This is a genomic window from Pyrobaculum calidifontis JCM 11548 (genome assembly GCF_000015805.1).
Lineage (GTDB): Archaea > Thermoproteota > Thermoprotei > Thermoproteales > Thermoproteaceae > Pyrobaculum > Pyrobaculum calidifontis.
Map to the genome: position 1 here is coordinate 657,742 of NC_009073.1, position 23,393 is coordinate 681,134.

Genomic DNA, 23,393 nt, shown 5'->3' on the forward strand with positions numbered 1-23,393 from the left:
AGGGGTGGGGGGCAAATGGAAAAGTTGGTAGAATGGGTAAACGCCTTCAACACCATAGCGAAGAACGAGAATAACTTTCACAGCTTCTCAATAGAGAAGGGGGAGGACTTCGTAGACGCGGTTTTTACCATTGAGGACGTGTCGCGTGAGGGAGAGTGCCGCGTGGGCAACTTCGCCATGGCTACGCTGGCTCTGCGGGGCGGCGCCGCCTCCATGGAGATGGCGAGCGGCACGTACAAGAAGTGTCCAACACCCGCCGGCTACTCGGCCGAGTACTCCCGGCAGGCGGTGGAGAAGTTCGACTTGGGCAACGACCCCGAGCTGATAAGCTTCATCAAGTCGATGAAAAACGAGGGGGACTTCATAGCACTCCTAGAGGCGGTGCTCCAAACTCTAGCCCGCTAACACTTTTTTAAATACGTCTGCGAAGGCTCGGTAGGCCTCTTCGCCGTAGAGGACGACCATAATCAGCTTGACGGACTTCAGCTTTGGCGCCGTCTCTCTAATGGCGGCGGCGGTCTGCAGTGCCGCGTCGCGGTAGGGGCATCCAAATATGCCGGTGGAGATGGCCGGTAGTGCCACGCTCTCTACCCCCAGCTCGTCGGCCTTCAAGAGGGCGTTTTTAACGGCCTCGCCGAGCTTCTCAATGGGCTCAACGCCGCACCTAGGCCCCACCGCGTGTATCACGTACTTTGCCCTTAGGCGGCCGGCGGAGGTCACCGCCACCCCGCCCACGGGCACTGGGCCGTGGCGCCGGACCCACTCCCTGCTCTCCTCTTGAATCACCCACCCGCCCTTTCTCACAATAGCCCCAGCCACGCCCCCGCCATGCTCTAGGTACGAGTTTGCCGCGTTGACGATGGCCCCCGCCTCCACCTCGGTAATATCCCCCTGCAACAGACGCACCACCACGCCACCCACCACAAACTCCATACTCACCCAAGCCCCCCAACTAGGGCTGAGTAGGCCCTCTCATGCTCCTCTGTCCACGCGACGCGGTTCTTTAGCTTCTCGGCGTACTCTGCCACCACCTCTATGAGACTCTTAATGAAGTAGGCCGCCTCCTCCCTCGTCCTGTACTTGCTAAGAGCCATGTCAGGGTCGGGGCCGTGGTACTGATAGTCATGGAGGTTTAGAGCGCGGTCAGTGATGTACGTCAAACGCTCATACCCCAGCTCCTCGAGGAGCCTAGACAGAGACATCATCCTGCTGGTGGGCACCCTAGGCACTGCCCTCTCCTCAAGCCACCTTCTCTCCTCCTCAGACTTGGCCAAGGCCTTTAGCCGCTCTAGCTCTAGCTTCAGCAACGCGGCAAGGACGGCTCTCCACGCTTGAAAGGCCTTACCAGCCGCGTTTCGTGTCAAGCCTCGGCGTAGGAACTCCAACGCCAGCTCAGCCTCCACCAGCGCCTCCAAAAGACGGGCAGAGGCGTAGTCCGCAGAGGAGGGCTTTGGAAGCGGCCTCTCAATTACCTGTTCCATGGCTCTTTGTTGCACCACGTTTTAAATGCTTGTTGGTGTTGTGGCGCATTTCTTTTGAGGGTGCGTGCGGGTTTATTTTCAGTTAACTCTCCCCCGAAATCTGTGTATACGTGGTAGATATATGTCTGTGGTGTTTCTGCTCTGTGTCATTTGTCAGTTTTACAGTTGGGGTGAGTAGTTTGGCAGGTTGGGGATTCGCCACAGCGGGGCCTAGGGGGCGTGGAGAGGCGCTATGAGGGGTCTCTGGTACTTTGGGAAGGGGGCGTGGGTGGTGAGAGACGGCGCCGTTGTGCACGTCTCTCCCTACTTCTACGCCGTGGGGAAGAGCCGGCCTAGGCTTAAGTCTGCGTCGTGGGTTGAGGAGGCCGACTTGACGCCCATGGAATTCGACGGACTGCGGTACGTGCCCGCGGACGGCAGAGTTTGGGCTGTGTACGTGGAAAGACCCGGCCTAGTCCCCAGGGCTAGGGAGGAGCTCCTGGGGATGGGGTACGGAGTGTCTCAGAGCTATATTAAGTTCGCATTGAGGGCCGCTGGCGACCTCAGCCTCAAGTCGGGGCCGCCTGACATCTCAGCCGCGGTGGTAGAGTCGATGTACGCCAGGCCTAGGGTGCTGGCCTTCGACGTAGAGGTGGCAGGGGGCCGGGTCTACGTGGGCTACACAGTAGACGGAGAAGACGTCGCCATCGTCGAGCTGGAGAGGGGGAAAAGAGTTGGGGAGGCCGACTTGCCCGGCGACATTGACTACGCCGTGGGGTACAACTCTTGGCAGTTCGACTGGCTCTACCTCCCCTCAGCCACGAAGTACACGCTGAAGACGGTCCATGGGTATAAGCCGCACATCGACTTGTTTCCGCTGTTCTCCGGGGGCTTTGGCCCCTCTCTGGGGCTCGCCGAGAGGTCGTATGGGCTATACGACGTGGCCCGCCAGCTGGGCGTCCACAGAGAGCTGGGGCTCGCGGACGTGGAGCTCCTTAGGATAAAGCGGCTGAGGAGCAGGCTTGCCCACCTCTCGGCGGCCGAGGCCGAGGAGTACTTAGCCACAGACGTCAAAGTCACATACCGCCTAGCCGCCAGAGTAGTGCCCATCTTGGAGGGCTTGGGGGCCGCTGTGGGCGGCAACGCCATGGTGGTGGCCCAGGTGGGGGAGACCGCCTCGCCGGGCCACCTCTTCGAATTTCTAATCCACAAGGAGATGGAGCGCTTGGGCTACGTCCTCGTGGATAGGCGGAAGGAGGCTGAATACGCCGCAGGGGACAAGGTCAGGGTGAGGGCCGCGGGGGTCTTCTGCAACGTGGCCGAGTACGACTTCTCGGCCATGTACCCGTCGCTGATTGTCCAAGACGGGGTGGACCCCACCTCCGTGCGGGAGTGCTCCGACGGCTTCGAGGTAAAGACCACCGGCGGATCGAGGAGGGTGTGCTTTGAGGGCGGGCCTATTTGGCGTCTCCACGTGGCCGTGCTTGAGGCCAGGAGGGCTGTGAAGGCGGTGGGCAAGGCGGCGGATCAAGCGGTCAAGATCCTCGCGAACTCCGGCTTCGGCATATATGGCAAAAGGGCGGGGTGGGGCGTGGTGAACGAGTGGGTGGCGGCCTACATTGTGCAAAAGACAGACGCGATTCACGCCGACCTCTGGCAACGCTACAAGCCGGTGTACGGGGACACCGACTCCCTGTACGTGCAAGTGAGAGACCCCGAGGCCTTCCTCGAGGAGATAAACGCCTACGTGGCCGACAAGTGGAGGGGGCCCTTCGGCGCGAGGCTGGGGCTCAAGCTGGAGGGGGTCTGGGACTACCTGTGGATACCCGTCACCGAGAAAGGCACCCCGGCGGAGAAGAACTACGTAAAGGTGGGGAGCGGCGAGGTGGCGGTGAGGGGGGCCGCCCTGAGGCCCCGAGGCCTGCCGGTCTTCTTGCGCTACGGCGAGTTCTACCAGTGGGCAAAGGCGCTCATCACAGGGACGGCCTCTGTGTCAGAGCTGTTGGCCAAGATGGAAGAGCTCCCGCTGGAGGACTTGTTCATAGAGGCCTCGGCGACGCTTAGGGAGGTCTTGTTCACTAGGGAGGGGAAGCCGCCCAAGGCTCTAGACGCCTCTCGCCAGCCCTGGCTGGCCCTACTTGCGGCAAGACACGCAAAGTTCACCGCCAAGTACAACAGCCGCGGCGTGGAGACGTCCCCAGACGAGGACTTAGACGCAGTGGAGAACTTGTGGTACCTCCCAGTGTCCACCAGAGGCGACGCCAAGGCCTACATACTCCTCATAGACGGCTCCCCCGTGGCCGTGGAATACACGGCGGCCATAGACCCGGTGCGCGGAAGGCTTGAGGTTAAGAGGCGCATGGCAGTGCCCATGGCCCCAGAGCAGGTGAGGAAGAGGGCGAAGGCGGTGGTGCTGAGCCACCCCCTCTTCGCGCAACTGTCCCAAAGGCCGCTGGTGGACGCACCGCGTCTCACAGGCTGAAGCCTACTCTATTAGGTCTAGGGCGTATTTCGTGATCTTCCACGGGTCCCACGTCCCCTGCGGCAGGGTGGGTCGGCCTCGGGGGACTTCCACTTTGTCCAGGGCATCTCTCGGCGCCAGCGCTGCACATATGGCCTTTTTCCGCCCGGCGGCTGAGGCGCCCAGCGCGTCTTTTATCTGGGTGCTCTGGGTTAGGAACATTAAGGCTGAGATGTTGGGGTTCCTGGCGGGGCCCTTCCAGTGGTAGGCGTAGTACATGGCCTGCGCGAGGGCCAGCCAGTGGCCCACGGCCTCGGGAGCCACGCACACCGCCACTGCGCCGTCGCCCCTCACCTCGATCTTGGCCGGCGGCTCCTCGAACTCCACCTCTTCAATTCTTAGGCAGAGGTCCCCGGCGCAGAGGCCCGGGCCCATGAAAAGGCTGGGGCTTATACGGCCACGCTTTCAAATATGTGGCGCCTGTAGAACTTCTGGGTTATCTGCGGCCTGGCGTTTGTGAGCTCGTCCTCTGGCAGTATTGAGAGGACGTCCCACCCAATGTCAAGCGTCTCCTCGAAGGACCTCCTCTCGTAGTAGCCCTGCTTTATGAACTTCTGCTCAAAGGCATCTGCGAAGCGGAGGTAGCGCCTCTCTCTCCAGCCCAAGTTGCGCTCGCCCACCAGCGTGGCCAAGTTCCTCAGCTCCAGCGCCTTGCTGTACGCGGCGATTAGGGTATTGGCCACGTCTTTGTGGTCCTCCCGCGTCTTCCCCTCGCCAATGGCGTCCTTCGCCAGGCGGGATAGAGACATGATTACGTCGAAGGGCGGGTATATGCCCTTGCCCCACATGGCTCTGCTCAACACCAGCTGGCCCTCGGTTATGTAGCCCGTGAGGTCGGGGATGGGGTGAGTAATGTCGTCGTTGGGCATGGTGAGGATGGGGAACTGGGTGACCGAGCCCTTTTTCCCATGGGCTTTCCCAGCTCTTTCATATATTGTGGCGAGGTCGGTGTACATGTAGCCGGGGTAGCCGCGGCGGCCCGGCAACTCGCCCTTGCCAGAGGACAGCTCTCTAAGCCCCTCACAGTAGTTAGTCATGTCGGTCATCACCACTAGGACGTGGTATCCCAGTTGCCAGGCTAGGTACTCGGCAATGGTGAGGCCAACCCTCGGCGCTAGGATGCGCTCCGCCACCGGGTCCGAGGCGAGGTTTATCACAGCCACAGCCCTCCTAAGGGCGCCCGTCTTCCTAAACTCGTCCATGAAGAACAGGGCCTCCTCGGTCTTAATGCCGATGCCCACGAAGACCACTGCGAACTCCTCCCCGCTCCCCCTCACAGTGGACTGCCTAACCACCTGCGCCGCCATCATGTTGTGGGGGAGGCCCGTGCCAGAGAAGATGGGCAACTTCTGCCCCCTCACCAAGGTGTAGAGCCCATCTATGGCGGATATGCCGGTCTCAATTGGCTCCTCGGGGTACTCCCTGGAGTACGGGTTAAGCGGCTCGCCGTTTACGTCTCTAAAGTCCTCGGGGGGAGGCAGAGGCATGTGGTCCCTCGGCTGCCCCTTCCCGTCGAGAATTCTCCCAATAAGCTGCTCAGAGACCGGGATCTTCAAAGTCTTGCCGTAGAATCTCACAGTGGAGCCCTTGCTCGGCAGGCCAAGCGTGCCGCCGAGGACTTGCGCAACGGCGTAGTCCGTGGCCACCTCAATCACCTGCACCTTGCGCGGCTCGCCGTCTGGTCCAACCACTTCGCCAATTTCGCCGTAGGAAACTCCCCTCGTCCTCTCAATGACGAGGAGGGGCCCCTTCACCTCTCTCACAGTGGAATAGCTCACAACAGGCGTTAGCATAAGCCGCAGAACAAATTTATTTATATAGTTTGGGGGAACCATGCGCGTCGGATTCATCGGCCTGGGGATCATGGGAGGGCCAATGGCGACGCACCTCCTAAAGGCGGGCTTCCTCGCCGCCGTGTACAACAGGACGCGGGAGAAGACAAAGCCGTTTGCAGAGGCCGGGGTATACGTCGCCGAGTCCCCCGCAGACTTGGCCAAGAGAGTGGACGTGGTCATCGTCATGGTGTCAGACGCGCCCGACGTGGAACAAGTCCTCTTCGGCCCCTCCGGAGTAGTGGAGGGGGCGAGGCCGGGCCTCATAGTGGTCGACATGTCTACAAACTCGCCGGATTGGGCTAGGAAGTTCGCAGAGCGGCTCGCGCAGTACGGCATAGAGTTCCTCGACGCCCCAGTGACAGGCGGCCAAAAAGGCGCTATAGAAGGCACGCTGACGATAATGGTGGGGGGCAAGGAGGAGCTCTTCCACAGGCTACTCCCCATATTCAAGGCGATGGGCAGAGACATCGTGTACATGGGCCCCGTGGGCTACGGCCAAGCCATGAAGCTCGTAAACCAAGTCGTAGTTGCCCTCAACACGGTGGCCATGGTAGAAGGCCTAAAGCTCGCCAAGGCCCTCGGCCTAGACATGGACAAGGTGGCGGAGGTCCTCACACGCGGCGCCGCGAGGTCTGGCGCAATAGAGCTCTACCTCCCCAAGTTGCTCAAGGGCGACCTCTCCCCCGGCTTCAAGGCAGAGCACTTGAAAAAAGACCTGGGCTACGTCTTAGAAGAGGCCCGGAAACGCGGCGTGAAGCTACCCGGCGCAGAGCTGGCCTACGAGCTGTACCGCAAGATGGTAGAAGACGGGGCCGGGAGCTTGGGAATACACGCCCTAGGCTTTTACAAATCGTCGTAAAAGAGGAGCCGCTCCCCCGCCGCCCTATAAGCCGCCGCGAGGGCCTCCAACCGCCTATACTTTTCCAAAAAGTAGACGTAGGCCTTCCTAAGCTCGCCGCGGTCCACGTCGAACTTCACGTCGTACTCAATGTCGAGCAGGATGAGGCCCTCCGCCGGCGCGCTTGGCACAGCCCCAGGCCTCGGCCTTTCAAGAAGCTCTTCCACGTAGCGCCTCGACACCACGCCCCGCCCCGCCGCCAAGATAGCCCAAGCCATCTTCCTAATCTGCTTATTTCTAAAGCCCTTGCCCACGAAGTAGAGATAGACGAGGCGCCCCGCCACCTCCACCCCCACCTCATCCACCGTGGTCACAGGCGGCGTCCCCCTCTCCCCCCTGAACTGGATAAAGGAAGAGAAGTCGTGCGTCCCCTTGAACAGCTCGGCCACCTCCCTCATGGCCTCCACGTCCTCCCCCCAGTGGGGCGCCACGTAGAGGTACCTCCTACGCCGGGCCCTCCTCGGGTTAAAGCCCTCCCCCACCTCTGCCACAGCCCACGTCCACACCCCCCTCGGCAACCTGGAGTTTATGTACCCCAGCGGCAGGCGGCTAGGCGCCAATACGGCGTTGCCCACCGCCGACACTCCGGGGTCCGTCCTACTCCCCCGGCCCAGCAGATGGCCGAAGACGCGCCTAAGCGCCGCCTCCACGGAGTTGGAGTGGCCAGTGAAGCCGTGGAAAAGCGCCCCATCGTACGCGACGCGGTAGAGATAAGGCATAAAATGTGGGGGATGCCAGGTTTATAATGCTTGTATTCCGCCGGGCTGAGGAGAGAGACGTGGCCGAGATAATCTCCTTTACGCGGAACACTTGGGAGTGGGGGGACTACGTGCCCCGAGTAATTGGGAAGTGGGTCGAGGAGGGGAGGGCCTACGTGGCGTTGATGGGAGACACCGTTGTGGCAGTGGCGGCGATGGCTATTGTGGGGAAAGCCGCCTACCTCCAGGGGCTGAGAGTTAGGCCGGAGTACAGGGGCCGGGGAGTCGGCGAGGCCTTCACCAAGTTCATGATCGAGGAGGCCAAGAGGAGGGGCGCCCAAGTGGCGACGCTCCTAGTCGCCGAGTGGAATACCCCAAGCCACAGGCTAGTGCAAAAGGTTGGGTTCAAGGAGAGGCTCAAGATATACGGAGGCAAGGCCGCCGGCTCCGGAGAGGGGAAGTGCCTCGGGGGCCTTGAGGCCTACGAGGCCGTGGCAGAGGCCTTGGGCATGACGAGGGGCTATGCGTGCCTCCCCGACGAGCCGTGGGTCTGCACCGCCGTAACGCCGTGGGACCTCCTAAGCCGCGCCGCCCCCTGCGTCTCAGAAGGCGGCCTCTACGTGGGAAAGTTCTCCTTCGGCAAAGCACAAGGCCCGCCGGGCGCCGACGTCACGTCGCTAAGCCCCGAGGGCTACGCCGAGAGGTACGCGGCCCACATCCTCTACGCCATAGACCTCTAAGCTTATAAAGCCGTCCACAGCCGCGGCCATGGAGCCCCGCGCCTTCTACGACGTCACGGCGGAGGAGGACCGGGCAGAGGTTGCCCAGTTTATAAAGGCCGGCGTGTTTAACTACGCGTTGCTAATGCCGGAGGACTTCCCCAAGGGGGACCTCGAGGACGTGTTCAAGAGGGCTGGCTTCGCCCAGGTAGAGGTAGACGCCTCGCAGTGGCCCCGGCGCGTCGTGGTGAAGACAGAGAGGGGGGCCTTCCGCCTGGAGAAGGTGGAGGAGGGTGTATACAAAATCGCCAAAGAGAATACTTTTTAAATACCAAGTGGAGTAGGACATGGAGTTCTACTACTGCGACTTTGACTCCATGGTGGCCGCGGTGGACAGCGTATTGGCCGACTTGGCCAAGGAGCACTTCGGCGACATGCCCAGAGGCGAGCTGGAGGCTGTGAGAGAGTTCATGCTCCGCGACTTCTTGCACTACCTCGCCACCCGGGCCGGGATATACGCCTGGGGGAAGTTCTCAGAGGACAGAGCAAGGCTGAGGCTGTGCACCTACGTGGAGAAGAACTGGGACAAGGTAGTCGACCTGGCGGCGGAGTGGTTCATGCTCTGGCGCGTTAAGTGGAACCAGCGGGTCCGCCTAGTCTTCTCAGAGGACGAGTTCAAGCGCGCCACCCAGACGGTGAAGTGGTCCACAGACCTGGACAAAGTCCTCCAGAAGATAAATCTCACAGAGCTGAGGCTCTTCGTCATCTCAAACCTAATTAGAAACGGCGAAGTGGCCGGCGTGGAGCAAATCGCCGAGTACTTAATACGCGACGAGCTCAACGCCATGGTAGAGCGCCTAGGGCCAGAGAAGGCCATCGCGGCCTACAGGCGCGGGGAGCTTGCGGCGAGGCTCCTCGAGAGAATACGCTCGCTGAGGACCACCGCCGACCCCCTACTCCTCCTCAAATTCGACTTCACCCGCTCCAGCCCTATCTAATCAGAATCTTAGTCTCCTTGGAGAGGTAGGCCGGCTCCCTGGGCGAGACCTCCTTAACCACTACCTTGACCCACTGGCTCCGCTCTGTCTGCAAATAGCCCGTGAAGCCGGAGAAGACGGGGACGCGGTAGGCCACCATGAGGTGGACGAGGGACAACACGTCGTCTACCTCCACTGGGCTCTGGGTCTCTACGCCCAGCGCCACGGCGTCTGCCTCAAACACCCGGGGGAGCCGCTTGACTAAGACAGTCCTAAACCCGCTCACCGCCATGTAGACGTCTAGAGTTAGGTAGACGCCCGCCTTCACGTCGTCGCGGACGTCCACCACCCTCGCCGCCGAGGAGCCCATCTTGCTCTCCAGCCTCACCCCCTCGCCCACTCTCACCCCCAGGGCCTTGGCTATGTCGCTGGACAGCCACGCCCTAAACCCCACCTCCTCCACGTAGCCGTACAGCCTAGCAATGGCGTACACGGAGGCCACTTTTAATAAAGTTATATATCTTCACCGTGCTCTACATAGTGGGGATAGGCCCCGGCCCCGGCTACGCCACAGAGAGGGCCATCCGCGCAATTGAGGAAGCCGACTGCGTATTCTACGAAGACTACACAGGCCCCATCGACGTGGAGACCCTCCGCAGAGCCGCCAAGACGCCCCCCATCCGCCTCACCAGGCGGGACCTCGAAGACGAGTCCGGGAGGAAGGTGCTGGAGTGCCTGAGAGAGGGGAAGAGGGCCGTGTTAGCCACCGCGGGGGATCCCATGCTCGCCACTGCCCACGCCGCGCTCATCGCCGCCGCAAGGGCCAGGGGGCACCCCGTGGAGGTTGTGCCAGGCGTGTCGATAATATGCGCCGCCTTCTCGGCGGCGTGTCTCTCCATATACAAGCTCGGGGGAGTGGCCACGGTGACGTACCCCCGAGGCGGCGTATATTCCACAAGGCCCTACGAGCTCGCCGAGGCGAACCTGGCCAGGGGGCTCCACACGCTCCTCCTACTCGACGTGAGAGAAGACGGCTCCTTCATGCCGCCGAGAGACGCCGCAGAGGTGCTAATGGCGCTGGAGGAGAGGGAGAGGCGCGGAGTGTTCACCCCCCAGAGGCCGGCCGTGGTAGTGCACAGGCTGGGCTGGGGAGGCGGGGTCGTGGTGGGCCCCCTAGGCGCCGTGGCCAAGTGGGACGGGGAGGGCCCCGCCGTGTTGATAATACCCGCACAGCTGGGGCCCGTGGAGAAGGAGTGCCTAGAGGCGGTGGCCCAGAGGATTTAGATAGACGACGAGCTGAGAGGGGGGTTGAGAAAACACGCTTTATAACCATCGCCAAGGCTCTGCGTAGCAGGGCTTGGCGCGAGCAGGTTATTGAGAGCGTAGGTTTGCTCCCCGGGCCGAAGTTGGAGGACGCCTACACAGTCGCCTGGGAGTAGAGTGTCGGGTCGGCGGAGAAAAGTTTATCTAACTACACAAAGAGTTTACTAGAAAGAGGGGGAGGGTCAGCTAGCCTGGGTTCGGGCAGAAGTCCCCTCCCAAGACGTTCATCATCCCCTCCCCCAATGAGTCTCCCTATAGGAGATACAAGAGCAGTCACTTTGCTCTGCCCTTCCTCTCTCCAGAGATTTCAACAATCTTCCCTGGATTAGAGCACAGTTGCATGCCGCCATGTAGTAGAAGTCAGCTTAAAGCAAGTGTAGACGGTGTGGAAGTGAGAAGTCGCCGCAACATACGTCTTCATAAGCACAACAGTAGCCAGTGGGCAGAGAAACACACCTCGCGGATTTCCAGCAGAGGTAATGCCCGGAGCCGTTGAACGTGTACAGCGCTGGCGGGATGCGTATGTACGTACTCCGGTTTCCGAAGAGGGCGTACACTGCTATGTTCACCGTAAAACAGGGCGGGGCTGGAGATCGGCGGGCGGAAAGCGCGCCAAGTGGCAGTGACAATCCACGGCGAAGTTGCTCCCACAATCGCCGAAGCCATAAACGCCGTGTACTGTAAGAAAGGTGTAGAGAGGAGGTGAGACAAAGGGAAGACGGCACGCTGTACACCCGTCTCACCATATAGAGCTATGGCTGTTGGGCTTAGGATAGTGGATTTAAGTAGTTGCCCCCGTTGATGCGTGGCGGAGGAGGTTGTCCCAGTCTACGCCCAGGGCTTCTACGTGGTAAACCCAGGCGTGGTAAACATGGTGATAATCTTCGACTACTTGGACAAGGCCCAGTACTACTACAGGCTGTTGCGCAAGGGCGGGGAAGAGCTCGCCGAGGAGATATCCACAGTGTGGGAAAACATGCAGAAGTTCATGGACGAGGAAATCGTCAGAATAAACGGGCAGAGGGTCAGGCCCGTGGTGAGGGAGGTGTACATAGGCCTCAGGGGGTCTCCCACCAGGCCGTACATAACCTTCATCGGCGACTTCCCAGCCCCCCTCAGAGAGGGGGAAAACATCTACGAGAACTACTACGAAGCAGAGACCGCCGAATACGACTACGAGGCCGTGTGGGTCCTCCCCCAAGGCGCAGAAATCGTGGAGTGGTGGTTCGCGGGCCAGGTGGAGACCCCTGAGCCCAACATACTTCGCGTATATGTGACAAAGGGGACAAACGTAGGGGGGCGGGAGGGGTTTAAGTTCAGGATGCAACGGCTGTAAGCGCCAGGTAGAGCAGGGCAAGTGCGGCGGCTGAGTAGAGGGCGGCCTTTGTCAGAGGCTTGTACACCGCCCGCATGTCGGCCTTGTAGTACTCCGCCGTTAAGACAAAACAGCTGTGAGAGGGGCTGAGCATTACGCCGAGGAAGCCGCCAAGGAACCCCACGGCGAGGCTATAGCCGTGGAGAAGGTCGTGGAGAGGCGGGAAGGCCAGCCCGGCGAAGGTGAACTCCACCCCCGTGGCTATTCCGATGAGAAACGGGATGAGGAACACGGCGAAGAGCGCCAAGTGCCCCAGCGCGTCGGCCATGACCCTGCTCAACCCACTCTCCCTAATGTACTGAGAAAACACCAGGGAAAACACGATAATCGCCAAAATCCTCGGCGTGAGGGCGTACTTAAACGCCGCGGCCAGATCCCCCACGCCCACTCTATACACCACAACGAAGGCCGCCAAGGTGAGGCCAACCGCCGCTGGGAGCGGGAGTAGAAAGGAGAGAACCGCGACTAGGCCCAGGGGCCAGAGGGCGGCCAAGTCCCTCGCCCTGCCCACAGCCCCCACGCGCCTCACAGCCCTCCACCCCACCGCCACGCCGCCCACCGCCGCCGCGAGAGCCGCCGGCCACGAATGCGCCGCCACCTCGGCCACAGACACGCCCAAGATGGCAGATGTGAGAATAACCCCCTGGTAGAGGGGCCACACCGAGACCCAGATGTGGCGCATCCAGTAGTTCAAAAACGTCTTCTCCACAGGCCTCATCCCCATCTTCTCATAAAGCGGGTCTGCTACCACCGCGGAGATGTAGGCGCCGCCCGGCATGGGGAGGAGACCAATCGCGGCGGGGATCGAGAAAGCGGCAAAACGCGGCCCCACCGCCACCAGCCCACTGGCAATGGCCTCCCTCCTCCCCCGCATCAAGAAGCCCAGCGCCATGGCGAACACCAGCGACACCAAGACGTTAAACATCGAGAAGTTGAAGGCGTCTACAGTGGCCCCCACAACCCCGCCCCCAAGCGCCAACGCCCCGTAGAGAAGGGCCCCAAGGCCCAGCGCCACTGAGACGTCCACCCTCCTCGAGAGACTACCCCCCAGCACCACGGCCACAGACGCCAGAAAAACAGCCACCAAGTACACGGGGCGCGGCAGACAGACATTTAAATATGTGAAAACCGGCCCCAATGTCCCTCGCCACCGTCGTGATAGAAACCTTGATGATAACCCCATCAGGCGCCCTCTCCCCCGGGCCGTTAACCACGGCGACGGCCGTCCTCGGGGCCCGGGCAAAGACCCCCGCCAGCGGCGCCGCCGCGGGGCTAGGCGTGGCGCTGGGACACATGGCCTTTGAGTTGCCATACGTCTTGGCAATAGCCGCACTGTACGGCGCAATAAGCGACGTGGTGAAGTCCCTCACGCCATACCTAGCCGCGGTCTCCATAGCCTTCATAGCCTTCTTCGCCTACCTCACAGCGCGGGACGGACTCGCCGCGCTCAAAGGCGCCATCCGCGTAGGCCAGATCTCTGTGACAAGGGGGCCAGTGGCCACCGGCGTCATATTCACGGGTCTCAACCCCTACTTCCTCCTCTGGTGGCTCACAGTGGGCCTCCCCCTAGTCCAAGACGCCTACGCCCTCGGCGCAGTGGGGCTGGCAACCATGTACAGCGCGCACGTGTGGATAGACTACGCCTGGCTAGCCGTCGTGGGAGCCCTCGGCGGAGGCGCAGGAAAGGTGTTAGGCGCCAGGGGATACGGCTACTTGCTCCTAGCCCTAGCCGCCATGCTCGCCGTATTCGGGCTCAACATAGCCCTCAAGACGTACCTCGGGGTGTCCCTCCTCTAGTCAGCACTCGGCAAATTCCCCACCACTCGGGCGAGGTCACCCAGTCATCACACCCGACAACACGCCCAAGTTTATAAAGGCTTAGTTGGGAGAATCGCCGCCACGTCGTCGGTGGCAACCCCGTCCACCCCCCTCCTCCACAGCTCCCTCGCAGTCTCCACGTCGTTTACAGTCCACGCCACGACGTACAAGCCCAGCCTGTGGGCAAAGGCGACGGCCCTCTCAGTGGCCAAGTTGTACCTAGGCAGAACAATGCTACACCCAGCCCTCTTGGCCTCCGCCACAGCCCCAGGAGGCTTGGCGTATACCAGGCCGGTGGGCACCACGCCAGCCGCCGCCCTCACCGCCTCCAAATGGAAGCTAATCACGGCGACCCACCCAGCCGCCCCGACGCCCTTAATTACGTCTAACACAAGCCCCACGTCCTCCGGGTGTTTAACTTCCACAAAGGCCCCAGCCCTCCCATCCACAAGCCTAAGCACGTCCTCCAGCCGCGGCACCCGGCCCCCCGAAGCCGCCGCCACCTCCCCCCACGACGCCGCCCTGACGTTTAGCCCAACGCCGAAGACCCTCCTGAGGTCCTCGTCGTGGACAACGACGGGCACCCCGTCGGCAGTCACTTGCACATCCATCTCAACGATGTCTGCCCCGGCCTCGACAGCCTTGGCGAAGGACTCCAACGTGTTCTCCAAAGCCGCCGCGGGAAACCCCCTGTGGCCCACCACAGCCCTCCTCCCAAGCCTCTCTAATACCAGGTGCACGGCAAACAAAACTCTTATAAATATATGTGGAGAGGGGGAAGTGAAGAGGGTGAAATACGCCCTCAAGCTCGGCGCCGTCGTCCTCCTCCTAATCGCCGCAATGGCCCCCCTCGCCGCGCCCTCCCTGGCGAAGAAAGTGGCCGCCGCCCTCCTCGTCCTCCCCCTGTTCCTCCTAGCCGCACGCTGGCTCAAAGAGGAGGCGCTGGAGCACAAGATTGGGCGCGCCTTGGCTAAGGCAAAGAGGCTACGCGGGCTCTAGCACAAGCCCCCTGCCAGACTCTATCTTGACCCGGAAGGCCCTCGTGGCGTGGGCAGTCATACGCATCTTTTTCACAATGAGCCACCTCCTCACCTCCTTCACAGTCTCCACGTCGTCCATCCACATGTGAATAACCCCATCCGCAATGTGCTCAAGACCAAAGCCAAAGGCCTGCCTAGTCGTCGGCGCGTACTGGCTAGTCAAGAGCGCAGTCACGTTGTCCCTATGCGTGGCAATCTTCAACTGGTACGAGTACTTCCTAGCCATGACAGGCTTATCCACCCAAAACGCAGACATGGAGTCAATAACAAGGCGGACGTGCCTCTCGGGGCTCCCCCTCTCCTTAGCCACCGCGAGCACTTCATACGCCTCGTTAATCGCCTCAATCAGCGTGTCGATAGAAAGCGCCGCGTAGCGCCTAACCTTCTCCGGACTCTCCTCCCTAGCCCTCTCAGTGAGCTGCCTAGCCACCTTCAAAAGGCCGAAAATGTCGACGACCACGATCTCGGGGAGCTCCTCCGGCTCCTTCCTCCACGCAATGTTGAAAACAGAGAACTGCGAGAGGTCCATCCCCAGCTGCCTAGCCTGCTCCATCACGTCCCGAAACTCCTGCTCCGTAGTGACGTACACCACGGGGTCCCCCGCCCTCAGCCCCGCATAGGCAAAGTGAATACAGAGAATAGACTTCCCCACCCCAGGCTCCCCAGTCACAACCACCCAAGACCCCTGCGGGATGCCCCCCTCAAGCGCCTTGTCAAGAGCCTCGACGCCGATAGACACCCTCCTCACGCCAAAACGGGAAAACAGATATAAAAACACACGCCCCCACCCCCATGGCAAAGATGATAGTAAGCTTCTCCGTAGTCCCCATCGGCACGGGAAGCCCAAGCGTCTCAAAATACGTACAACGCGCCACCCAAATCCTCAGACAAAAGGGCTACCGCTACAAGACAGGCGCCGGCTTCACCGACGTAGAACTCGACGACTACAGCCAGCTGGCAGACCTACTACAGGCAATAGAAAAGGCCCTCACCGACATGGGCGCCCAGCGGATACTCTACACCATAAAAATAGACCGCAGACTAGACAAAGAACTCCACATCGACGAAAAAATCGCAAAAGCCGAAGCTACTGCAGAGCGGCCTTAAACAGGCGCGCCCCCTCCCCAGAAAGCCACCTCAAAAACTCCTCCACCTCCCCCACATCCACAGCCCCCACCCTAAGCTCCTCAGCCAACCCCTTGTCCCCAACCACCACCGCAAACTTATCTCGAATATACGACTTAACATCCACCACCTTCTCCAAGCCGGGGCAGTCCACAGTCGCCACAATATGGAAACCCCACTGCCTAAGCGCCAAGAGGTGCCCCGGCGGACACTCCGTAAACACAAACACGAAAGACATGTCGGCGCGAACGCCCATGTATAAAAATTTAACGTAGCTCAAACGAAACAACCCGCCAAACCCTCCCCCTCACAAACAGAAACACAGGCACACCACAGCCACCCACCGCCCTAACCACGTCCACGTCCCTGCTGAGGACAGCGCATTGGTCTCGGCACGCCAGCTCAGCGGCGAGGGCCTCCGCCGGCTTAGACTCAGAGAGGACACAGTCCACCACCCACCTCCTGCACAGGTCGAGGTACCGCCTGGCGAGGGGCAGGTGAGACTCGTGCCAAGCGTCAACGACGAGGACTGCGCGGCCGGGGAAGCTGGCCATAGAGCGGAAGAGCTCCTCTGGGTCGCCCAGGGCCGCCGCCACCGAGTTCACATCCACGTAGAGACAGGAAACGCCCTCAAGAGACGCCGGCGCCAACACCACAGAAACCCCCTTCCTACGCAAAATCACCTACAAAACAACACGACAAAAATATATACTCAGCAGGCTTACCAACGCCTAAGTGAACCCTATGTATAATTCTACAACGGTTTGGACGGAAACCCCTGGAGCTCCCTTTCACCACCTCCCCATTGGTCCAAGACGCCCCTAAAAGACAACTTACCAACTTAAAGGCCCCTACAACCCTAGGCAAGGGCCTCGTAAGGTCCACGCCCTCCGACGCCTTTGCCAAAAGACAGAGCCTGGACTACTTGCCCTTAAAACGCCGCCTTTCTACGAGTCTTCGGCGCGGCCCTATTGAGACACCTGCCTCCTCGGCCCCACCCTTAGCACAAACTCTCTGCCCCTCCCCACGTAGTGGTTGAAGAGTCCGCCACAGCGCCTACACCTGTAGTGGGTGACGCGGTAGCCCATCTTCGGCATCTCCCAGCTCTTAACAGCCTCCACATCCTCAGAGCCACAGTAGGGACACTTCATAGTGACATGATTGTACAGTGTTTTAATCTTTCTCTACCGCTATAGTTATATATTCACAGTAGCGAGACTGAATATGTATCTACTGTTCAAGGGCAGACTTGCAAACTTCAGCCACAGCCTCCTCGACTACCTAGAACGCAGAAGTGCGTTAATAAGGCGGTTTCTGCCCGGCGTCTTCCTCTGGGGCGCCTCTAGGCGAAACTCGTTGTTGCAGGAGGGGGCCCACGTATTTCTATACGTCGCCAAAGAGGTGGGCTTCCCAGGCGGAGTCGTGTTATACGGCGTCTTGCAAAAGCCGGAGGAGCTGTTGGAAAAGTATTGGCCAGAGGGCGAGTGGCCAATCCTCCTGCCCATAAAGGTGGAGAGGCTAGCGCCCGGCGTGGCGGAGAGCCCCCTCGACCCCTCCCGGTGGAGACCAGTGACGCTGGCCCAGCTCCAGCAGATCGGAGTCCGAGTACTGCCCTCACCAGCGCAGCCGTTGCCCGAGGAAAAGGCCAAGGCCTTGTTGTCCCTCCTGAGGTAATGGCCAGCGCCGTCACACCGACAAAGGTACTGGCGGCGTTTAAACAGGCGGGAAAGGAGCCCTACCTCCACCAGCTAGACTTGGTGTCAGACCTCCTCCTCTTGCCCAGGTTTAAAGTCCTCTTGGCAGACGACGTGGGGCTCGGCAAGACAATTGAAACCCTTGCCTATGTGAAATTGGGCGTGGAGAGCGGGCGCTTGGCCAAGGTGCTTATAGTTGTCCCAGCCGCGCTTCTCGACCAGTGGCTAGACGAGCTGAGGAAATTCGGCTTCACAGACGAAGAGGTCTACGTGGCTAGGGAGGCCGTCTTGGCGCCTGGGAGGCCTATCTACGTGGTGACCATGGACAGAGCAAAGAAGGACGAGTACCTCAAGTTGCTGGAGCAAGTCCCGTGGGACTTAGTGGTGATAGACGAGGCTCATAAGCTCCGCCTAGACACACAGCGGCTGAGACTAAAGACGTTGTGCGAGAAGGCCAAGAGCTGTCTGCTACTCACCGCAACTCCGCACACTGGCGATGAGAAGAGCTACGCCATCTTGAGGGGCACGGTGGATAAGGTGGTGAGGAGAGAGAAGAGAGACGTAGAAGAGTATGAAATGCGGAAAATCTTCCCCAACATACGCTACTACATCGTCAGAGTAAAAGCCACGCAAGAGGAGGCCAAGGCCTTGAGGGAGATAATTAGGCTGTTGGAAGAGGCGGAGGTAGAGCCAATTGTCAGATACGTGGTCCTTAAACGCGCCTTGTCCAGCCCCCTGTCCCTAATCACGACGTTGAACAAGGTCGTAGGCGGCACCTGCACCGAGGAGGACCTGGAAGAGGGCGAGTTAGACGGGTGTCTCTCCCACGTGCAAGACCTCTTGAAAAACGTCAAAGCGTACACCGCCGAGGATAGGAAGCTCTCTGCGCTGAAGAGGGTTTTAAACGGCCCACTGGCCGGCAGAAAGACTATAGTGTTCACCGAATACGCCACCACGGCCCAGTACCTCTTCCAAGCGCTGGCGGAGAACTGCGACGCGGAGTGGGGCGAGGGGTTTGGCAAAGCCTACTGCAAGGACGGCGCGGTCATGTACACGACTCACAAGGCGAGGGTGGAGCTCGGCGACGCGATAAATAGAGAAATCGAGGAGCTGGCCGCCAAGCCCAGGCCAGTGCTAATAACCACGGACATATTCACCGAGGGCGTCAACCTCCAGATGTTCGACGCAGTGGTGAACTACGAAGTTGTGTGGAGCCCCACAAAACACGTCCAGCGGATAGGCAGAGTGTGGCGGCTGGGACAGAAGAGCCAAGACGTGGCCGTGGTAGACATGGCGCTAGACGCGCCCGGGACGAGGAGCGAGTTTGAGATGTACGTCGAGTACTTAGATAAGATCTACCAGATAAACCTCACCGCGCTCACTCCCCACGCCTACGCCGAGTACGAGATATACGAATTCAAGGGAGAGCTAGAGGAGAAGATCAAAGTCAAGATATCCGACCTCGGAGGGGTCTACATACCCACAAGCGACGCCATAGCCGCCATCTTCGAAAAACGGCTCGAAGAGCTGAGAGAAAAAGTGGAAAAACTGCTACAGCTCAAGGAGGCGCTGAGGGGTGCCAAGGACCGCGAAAAACTCCTCAAAGACCTAAAGGCCAAGCTGGGCTGGCCGCCGGAGAAGAGCCCAGAGCCCGGCGGTGGGTACTACAAGGCCAAGCTAGTGGTAGAAGTGGGCGGGCTCCCCGCATTAGAAGAGAACCTACTGGCCAGGCTCGACACGCCGCTAAGTAAGACGAGACAAGTAAAAGGCGATGTGGTGTACAGAGAGGTGGAGCTAAGCGGCGTAGAGATACAGGGAGAGCCAGGCGAAATAAGGCAGGACGAGAAAAAGAAAATAGAGCAAGCCGCCTTGAAGTTTTTTGCAGACCACCTTTGGACCTACGCGAAGCAACTCATAGGAGACCCAAGGCTGAGAGACAGCGTTAGGCTGAGAATACAGGTAGAGGAGAGAGCCATAGTCACCACAAGCGTCTCTCTAGACGACTTCGACGCCGCGGTGGAAGAGGCCCTGAAGAGGAGTGACTATAGGACAAAGACAGAGCACACCGCGGTTAAGTGCATAAAGGAGTACCTCGTCAAACAAGGCTACAGGATTGTCCGCGACTATGACAGCGCTCCCCGGCCCTTTGACATGGTCGTAGAAAAAGGCGGAAAGAGGTACACCGTGGAGTGCAAAGGGCGCTACATACGGCCGGGCGAGGCGCTGTCTGTGACCCTGACGGCAAACGAGATGGACTGGGGCTCCAAGTACCCCGACAGGCACCTAATATGCGTAGCCACCGTAGAAGGCACGAGGTGCAACACCGTAGAGTGCTACACCTTTGACCAATTCTTAAAAACGTGGAAAGTGGCCACCAAGCGGGGTCTCGACTACGTGGTAGAGGCAGTCAAAGAAAGCGTCGATAAAGAGAGGCAATAGCGGCGCCGAAATCCCTCAAAAAGTCGATCCCCCACTGGAGAAGCCGGTACTCAAGCACCGATGCAAGCGCCGAAGCCTCAAAAGCCCTCATCATATTCACAATACGCCTAGCCTCCTCCGACCGCAACCCCGCCCTCCTCAGCGCAATGTACAGTAAGGCCCTTTCGCTGAGGTTGGGGTGCTTGACCTCTAACACGTTGCCCTCCACCCGCCAGTCTACACCCTCGTCAAAGGCTATAAACAGCCTAAAAAGCGGCGGAAACTCGCCCAGCTTAACACCGCTCCGAAACTTAAGCCTCCCCAACTCCACTACGGCATACTTAGACAAAAACCTCACTCTCATTCCTCCACAATCTTAGTCCACAGAAGCGCGCCCTTGCCCAAGCTCTCAAGCAGAGACTTATCGACAGTTACAGGCTCCTTAAACTTGACAGTGACCCCCACGTTCTGAGTCACCGGCTCCACAGCCTTTATAAGCCGACGAGCCTGCTGCAGATGGCCCCTACGCCCCCTAAACTCCAGCCTGAGATTCAAATCCTCAGAAGCCTCAATAGCCCTAACTTCGACGACCTCTACAATGTCCTCCTTCAACCTCTCAAGAAGTCGGACAGCCTCAGCCGCAGACGACGCAGACACGGCCACTACCACGTCGCCCACATTCACCACCGCCGTGGACACCTCGCGCCTCCTTCTCACACGCACATTCAAAACTACGCTCCTCTCCACCACGCTACCATCGGCAAACTCTGCAACAATCTTCACCACGTACTGCGGATCCTCCCCAACACGTACTTTAAACTGGAAAAACACGTCGTTAACCGTGGTCTCGTGTTGAACGCCTGCAAACTCCCAAATGACGCGGGAAATCTTCTCATCAGACTCCACAGCTATCACAACCTCGTCCCCCGGATTCACCTCAGCCAGAGACGTAACCACACCGTTGACTTTGACGTCCAGCCTCTTCTTACGCTTTTCAATGCGGTACTTAGCATGCTTTAGATACATCCAGTCCTCTCTCTCCCTCAAAACGTCTGCGAGGCTACGCCTCACCTCTTCACCGCCTAGCCTCTGATACGTAAACTCAACAGACCCGCGGCTATCCAAATAGGTAAGAAACTGCTCTACAACAGACTCGTTGACCGAGCCCTCCACGTAAGCCAGCGCCACCTCGGAATTCCTGGGATCCCTCAGCTCGTAGAAACACCCACCCCCCTCCGAGATCCACTGATACTCGCCCCCCTCCCTCACCACACAGTTGCAATCCTCTCTACACCTCCTAAGAAGCCCCTCCACAAAGTCGTCAAACGACAACGGGTAAGGCGGCGCATCGTCGTTGTTAAGCCACTGATCCCACAAGTCGCCAATTTTCACAAAGACTTGCGCCCTCCCAAGCGCCCACTCTATTACAGCCTCGGGCTTGCTACTGCCAAGGTACTTGGCCAAATACTCCAAGCCCCCAGACGCAGAGATCCGCCTACCCAGGAGGACCTCGTCCAGCCACTTCTCCACATACCTCCTAATGTACGACCTAGCCACCTCCTTTATACGCTCAAGACGCACCTTCACCCCATCCTCCAGCGCCTGCCTGAGAGCTCTATCCTCCACTTGCACAATGTCGGGAAAGTAGCTCTCCAAGTCCTCCGCCACTCTGTCAACGGCCACCTTCACCCTGCCCAACATGTACAAAGCCCCAGAAAGCTTATCAGGCGGCACAGCCACCTTGCCCAAAAACTCTTTCACATCCCCAGGCACAGCCCCCTCCCTCGCCCTTACCACAAACAGGTTGTTACGCCTAGGCACCTGCGCCGTCCCCCTGAGGTCCACCAAAAGCGCCGAGAAGTCCCGCTCCCCCACGTAGTCGGCGGCCTTCTTTGCATCGTCAAAAGAGGACACCCCCTCAGCCTTCCCCTCCTTCCACCCAAGCACTGCAACGCGCTTGAACCTCTTAGCCACAGACTTGACGAGTTGCTCCACCTCGTCATGGACAGCCTTAGCCCCCTCCTCCTCTGAGACGTACACCAGGGCCTTTGCCAAAGCCTCGTACTCGTCTGGAAGAGGCAAATAGACGTAGCCCCCCGCGGTCTTCTGCACCCTAAAATCCCCAAGCCTCCTCACCGCGTTAGACACAGGAAGCGCCCCAAGAACGACATCGTAGTTACCCAAGATAAGCGCGGCCTCATCTGGGTATATCCCACTCCTAGGCATGAGCCTCCCCACAAAGCTACGGTAAATCACATGGCGCAGAACCGAGCGGAGGACAAAGTCGTCGCCCGCCGCCTCCTCATCCTTCCTATACAGACCAAGGATGGAGCTCCAGAACTTGCTAAACTCGGGAGGCGGCTCCACCACCTCGCCAGGCTCAGGCAGATCCCCATGCACCACAAGCCCCCCACCCCTCTCCACCGCGCTCTTCAAAGCCTTCAAGGCAGACTGCAGAAGGCCCCTAGTGAGCTGAATTCTAGACGCCTTCACAAGGCTCTCCTCGGCGAGCAGGAGGAGCGTCTCAAGCGCCACAGGGTTGAAGGGATACGTCTCAGCCACCTTCCCATGAAACTCCTTCACCTTGTCCTCCGGCACCACGCCCACGAGATCCCTAAACTCGCGGTAAGGCGGCACCTTGTCAATCCCAGCCCACCTCCTCACGATATGCACAATGTTCCTCACAGCATCCATCTCAATAATCAGCGGGTCCACCCTCCTCAGCCTTTCCAAGCTAGGCGGCGAATACTGGCCGCTGGCCAAGCTATACGACACCACCAACGCCTTGCCCGGCCCAGCCTCCACAAACACCTCAGAGAGAAGCTGCATATAGTCCGCAAACTGTGCGCCAAACCTGTTGTCAAACATCCCAGCCTCGTCAAAGAGGTAGAGGACAGGACCGCGCCCCACCAACTCCCCCCTCAGCAAATCCTTCGTCGGCACGCCGCTCCCCCAAGGCGGCGACGAAGCGTAACCACCGTGGAAAAGCACCACCCTCAAATCCCCCTCCAAGTCAGGCAACTCCACATCAATCCCATACCTCTTAAGCTCCTTAACCACACACTGCCCAACCCCACGACACTCCCTATAAAGAGCCGCCACGTGAAGCACAAACGCCAAAAAGTGCGACTTCCCAGCCCCCAGGTAGGCGGGAAGCACAAAGACGTTCTTCCCAGGCCGCCCAGCCAAAACCCCAAACAACACAGACAGCCACCTAACCATCCCCGCCGTGGGGTACGTCACAGAGAAAAACTCCTCCCTCGAACAATACACCTCGTGACCTGCGACAGGCCGCCCCCCACCAAACAAACAGTCAAACACCACCTTCACATCAACCGCAGGAGATACACCACCAGACACAAACCTATCCACAACATCAAGCCGCCTAACAAACTCCCTCAACTGCATAAAGCCAAACACAAAACCACTATAAAAAATTCAAGACGTAACTAAGAGAGGAACCCGCCGCTACACGTAGGGCGATGGGATTGG

The 23,393-nt window shown here is 59.7% G+C and carries 28 protein-coding genes; 14 read left to right on the top strand and 14 right to left on the bottom strand.

Annotation, left to right across the window (positions count from 1 at the left end; all coding sequences use genetic code 11):
• Positions 1–15: 15 nt before the first annotated feature.
• Positions 16–405 (top strand): hypothetical protein, encoded by a 390-nt coding sequence (locus PCAL_RS03715; RefSeq protein ID WP_011849377.1) that lies wholly within the window; start codon positions 16–18, stop codon positions 403–405.
• On the opposite strand, the gene PCAL_RS03720 is transcribed toward PCAL_RS03715, so the two are convergent.
• Together PCAL_RS03720 and PCAL_RS03725 are read right to left on the bottom strand one after the other, a co-directional pair.
• The gene (locus PCAL_RS03720; RefSeq protein ID WP_011849378.1) at positions 394–933 is read right to left on the bottom strand and encodes an ADP-ribose-binding protein; all 540 of its coding nucleotides are present in this window, start codon (positions 931–933) and stop codon (positions 394–396) included. The two genes, PCAL_RS03715 and PCAL_RS03720, sit on opposite strands and share 12 nt — an antisense overlap.
• A gap of 2 nt (positions 934–935) precedes the next feature.
• Positions 936–1,481 carry a PaREP1 family protein gene (locus PCAL_RS03725; RefSeq protein WP_011849379.1) on the bottom strand — a complete coding sequence of 182 codons (546 nt, stop codon included), beginning with the start codon at positions 1,479–1,481 and terminating at the stop codon, positions 936–938.
• Between the two features lie 232 nt (positions 1,482–1,713).
• On the opposite strand from PCAL_RS03725, the gene PCAL_RS03730 reads away from it, so the two are divergent.
• Positions 1,714–3,942, top strand: coding sequence for a DNA-directed DNA polymerase (locus PCAL_RS03730; protein ID WP_011849380.1), 2,229 nt, complete (start codon positions 1,714–1,716; stop codon positions 3,940–3,942).
• Positions 3,943–3,945: 3 nt separating this feature from the next.
• On the opposite strand, the gene PCAL_RS03735 is transcribed toward PCAL_RS03730, so the two are convergent.
• Both PCAL_RS03735 and PCAL_RS03740 read right to left on the bottom strand, forming a co-directional pair.
• Positions 3,946–4,356, bottom strand: a complete 411-nt coding sequence (locus PCAL_RS03735; protein WP_011849381.1) for a hypothetical protein — start codon at positions 4,354–4,356, stop codon at positions 3,946–3,948.
• Between the two features lie 14 nt (positions 4,357–4,370).
• Positions 4,371–5,774, bottom strand: a complete 1,404-nt coding sequence (locus PCAL_RS03740; RefSeq protein WP_011849382.1) for a V-type ATP synthase subunit B — start codon at positions 5,772–5,774, stop codon at positions 4,371–4,373.
• A gap of 40 nt (positions 5,775–5,814) precedes the next feature.
• Here PCAL_RS03740 and PCAL_RS03745 point away from each other — a divergent pair, with 40 nt between their 5' ends.
• On the top strand, positions 5,815–6,675 hold the full coding sequence (locus PCAL_RS03745; RefSeq protein WP_011849383.1) for an NAD(P)-dependent oxidoreductase: 861 nt from the start codon (positions 5,815–5,817) through the stop codon (positions 6,673–6,675).
• Here PCAL_RS03745 and PCAL_RS03750 read toward each other — a convergent pair.
• On the bottom strand, positions 6,660–7,433 hold the full coding sequence (locus tag PCAL_RS03750; protein WP_011849384.1) for a tRNA pseudouridine synthase A: 774 nt from the start codon (positions 7,431–7,433) through the stop codon (positions 6,660–6,662). The genes PCAL_RS03745 and PCAL_RS03750 overlap by 16 nt on opposite strands.
• Positions 7,434–7,459: 26 nt before the next feature.
• On the opposite strand from PCAL_RS03750, the gene PCAL_RS03755 reads away from it, so the two are divergent.
• Genes PCAL_RS03755 through PCAL_RS03765 form a run of 3 tightly spaced genes read left to right on the top strand, consistent with a single transcriptional unit; the run spans position 7,460 to position 9,129 of the window.
• Positions 7,460–8,152 carry a GNAT family N-acetyltransferase gene (locus tag PCAL_RS03755; protein WP_011849385.1) on the top strand — a complete coding sequence of 231 codons (693 nt, stop codon included), beginning with the start codon at positions 7,460–7,462 and terminating at the stop codon, positions 8,150–8,152.
• A gap of 28 nt (positions 8,153–8,180) precedes the next feature.
• Positions 8,181–8,459: a hypothetical protein gene (locus PCAL_RS03760; protein ID WP_011849386.1), complete on the top strand. Its 279-nt coding sequence runs from the start codon at positions 8,181–8,183 to the stop codon at positions 8,457–8,459.
• Between the two features lie 19 nt (positions 8,460–8,478).
• Positions 8,479–9,129, top strand: coding sequence for a hypothetical protein (locus PCAL_RS03765; RefSeq protein WP_011849387.1), 651 nt, complete (start codon positions 8,479–8,481; stop codon positions 9,127–9,129).
• Here the strand turns inward: PCAL_RS03765 and PCAL_RS03770 are convergent.
• Entirely contained in the window at positions 9,122–9,601 is a 480-nt protein-coding gene (locus tag PCAL_RS03770) for a molybdopterin-binding protein (protein ID WP_193322879.1), read from the bottom strand. The genes PCAL_RS03765 and PCAL_RS03770 overlap by 8 nt on opposite strands.
• A 35-nt stretch (positions 9,602–9,636) precedes the next feature.
• On the opposite strand from PCAL_RS03770, the gene dph5 reads away from it, so the two are divergent.
• The 3 genes from dph5 to PCAL_RS03785 all read left to right on the top strand — a co-directional run bounded on the left by dph5 (position 9,637) and on the right by PCAL_RS03785 (position 11,767).
• Positions 9,637–10,392 (top strand): diphthine synthase, encoded by a 756-nt coding sequence (gene dph5 / locus PCAL_RS03775; RefSeq protein WP_011849389.1) that lies wholly within the window; start codon positions 9,637–9,639, stop codon positions 10,390–10,392.
• The gene (locus PCAL_RS03780; protein WP_193322880.1) at positions 10,362–10,547 is read left to right on the top strand and encodes a hypothetical protein; all 186 of its coding nucleotides are present in this window, start codon (positions 10,362–10,364) and stop codon (positions 10,545–10,547) included. The genes dph5 and PCAL_RS03780 overlap by 31 nt, the downstream gene beginning before the upstream one ends.
• A gap of 689 nt (positions 10,548–11,236) precedes the next feature.
• Positions 11,237–11,767 carry a hypothetical protein gene (locus PCAL_RS03785; RefSeq protein ID WP_011849390.1) on the top strand — a complete coding sequence of 177 codons (531 nt, stop codon included), beginning with the start codon at positions 11,237–11,239 and terminating at the stop codon, positions 11,765–11,767.
• Here the strand turns inward: PCAL_RS03785 and PCAL_RS03790 are convergent.
• On the bottom strand, positions 11,748–12,899 hold the full coding sequence (locus PCAL_RS03790) for a DUF401 family protein (protein ID WP_011849391.1): 1,152 nt from the start codon (positions 12,897–12,899) through the stop codon (positions 11,748–11,750). The genes PCAL_RS03785 and PCAL_RS03790 overlap by 20 nt on opposite strands.
• A gap of 44 nt (positions 12,900–12,943) precedes the next feature.
• On the opposite strand from PCAL_RS03790, the gene PCAL_RS03795 reads away from it, so the two are divergent.
• Positions 12,944–13,603 carry a LysE family transporter gene (locus tag PCAL_RS03795; protein WP_011849392.1) on the top strand — a complete coding sequence of 220 codons (660 nt, stop codon included), beginning with the start codon at positions 12,944–12,946 and terminating at the stop codon, positions 13,601–13,603.
• A gap of 71 nt (positions 13,604–13,674) precedes the next feature.
• Here PCAL_RS03795 and PCAL_RS03800 read toward each other — a convergent pair whose 3' ends face one another.
• A complete protein-coding gene (locus PCAL_RS03800) occupies positions 13,675–14,364 on the bottom strand; it encodes a glycerophosphodiester phosphodiesterase (protein ID WP_011849393.1) in 690 nt (229 codons plus the stop codon).
• Between the two features lie 40 nt (positions 14,365–14,404).
• Here PCAL_RS03800 and PCAL_RS03805 point away from each other — a divergent pair, with 40 nt between their 5' ends.
• Positions 14,405–14,623, top strand: a complete 219-nt coding sequence (locus tag PCAL_RS03805; RefSeq protein ID WP_193322882.1) for a hypothetical protein — start codon at positions 14,405–14,407, stop codon at positions 14,621–14,623.
• On the opposite strand, the gene PCAL_RS03810 is transcribed toward PCAL_RS03805, so the two are convergent.
• Positions 14,609–15,412: a KaiC domain-containing protein gene (locus tag PCAL_RS03810; RefSeq protein ID WP_193322883.1), complete on the bottom strand. Its 804-nt coding sequence runs from the start codon at positions 15,410–15,412 to the stop codon at positions 14,609–14,611. The genes PCAL_RS03805 and PCAL_RS03810 overlap by 15 nt on opposite strands.
• A gap of 44 nt (positions 15,413–15,456) precedes the next feature.
• On the opposite strand from PCAL_RS03810, the gene PCAL_RS03815 reads away from it, so the two are divergent.
• Entirely contained in the window at positions 15,457–15,771 is a 315-nt protein-coding gene (locus PCAL_RS03815) for an MTH1187 family thiamine-binding protein (protein ID WP_011849395.1), read from the top strand.
• On the opposite strand, the gene PCAL_RS03820 is transcribed toward PCAL_RS03815, so the two are convergent.
• The 3 genes from PCAL_RS03820 to PCAL_RS03830 form a co-directional block, all read right to left on the bottom strand.
• Entirely contained in the window at positions 15,752–16,027 is a 276-nt protein-coding gene (locus tag PCAL_RS03820; protein WP_193322884.1) for a hypothetical protein, read from the bottom strand. The two genes, PCAL_RS03815 and PCAL_RS03820, sit on opposite strands and share 20 nt — an antisense overlap.
• Before the next feature lie 28 nt (positions 16,028–16,055).
• Complete coding sequence (locus tag PCAL_RS03825) at positions 16,056–16,472, bottom strand: hypothetical protein (RefSeq protein WP_011849397.1); 417 nt, start codon at positions 16,470–16,472, stop codon at positions 16,056–16,058.
• A gap of 285 nt (positions 16,473–16,757) precedes the next feature.
• Positions 16,758–16,940 (bottom strand): hypothetical protein, encoded by a 183-nt coding sequence (locus PCAL_RS03830; protein ID WP_011849398.1) that lies wholly within the window; start codon positions 16,938–16,940, stop codon positions 16,758–16,760.
• A 73-nt stretch (positions 16,941–17,013) separates the two neighbouring features.
• On the opposite strand from PCAL_RS03830, the gene PCAL_RS03835 reads away from it, so the two are divergent.
• Together PCAL_RS03835 and PCAL_RS03840 are read left to right on the top strand one after the other, a co-directional pair.
• Entirely contained in the window at positions 17,014–17,463 is a 450-nt protein-coding gene (locus tag PCAL_RS03835) for a hypothetical protein (protein ID WP_011849399.1), read from the top strand.
• Positions 17,463–19,922, top strand: a complete 2,460-nt coding sequence (locus tag PCAL_RS03840) for a DEAD/DEAH box helicase (RefSeq protein ID WP_011849400.1) — start codon at positions 17,463–17,465, stop codon at positions 19,920–19,922. Before PCAL_RS03835 ends, PCAL_RS03840 begins: the two co-directional genes overlap by 1 nt.
• On the opposite strand, the gene PCAL_RS03845 is transcribed toward PCAL_RS03840, so the two are convergent.
• Positions 19,891–20,265 carry a hypothetical protein gene (locus PCAL_RS03845; RefSeq protein ID WP_011849401.1) on the bottom strand — a complete coding sequence of 125 codons (375 nt, stop codon included), beginning with the start codon at positions 20,263–20,265 and terminating at the stop codon, positions 19,891–19,893. The genes PCAL_RS03840 and PCAL_RS03845 overlap by 32 nt on opposite strands.
• Complete coding sequence (locus tag PCAL_RS03850; RefSeq protein ID WP_011849402.1) at positions 20,262–23,309, bottom strand: hypothetical protein; 3,048 nt, start codon at positions 23,307–23,309, stop codon at positions 20,262–20,264. The genes PCAL_RS03845 and PCAL_RS03850 overlap by 4 nt, the downstream gene beginning before the upstream one ends.
• Positions 23,310–23,393: the final 84 nt, after the last annotated feature.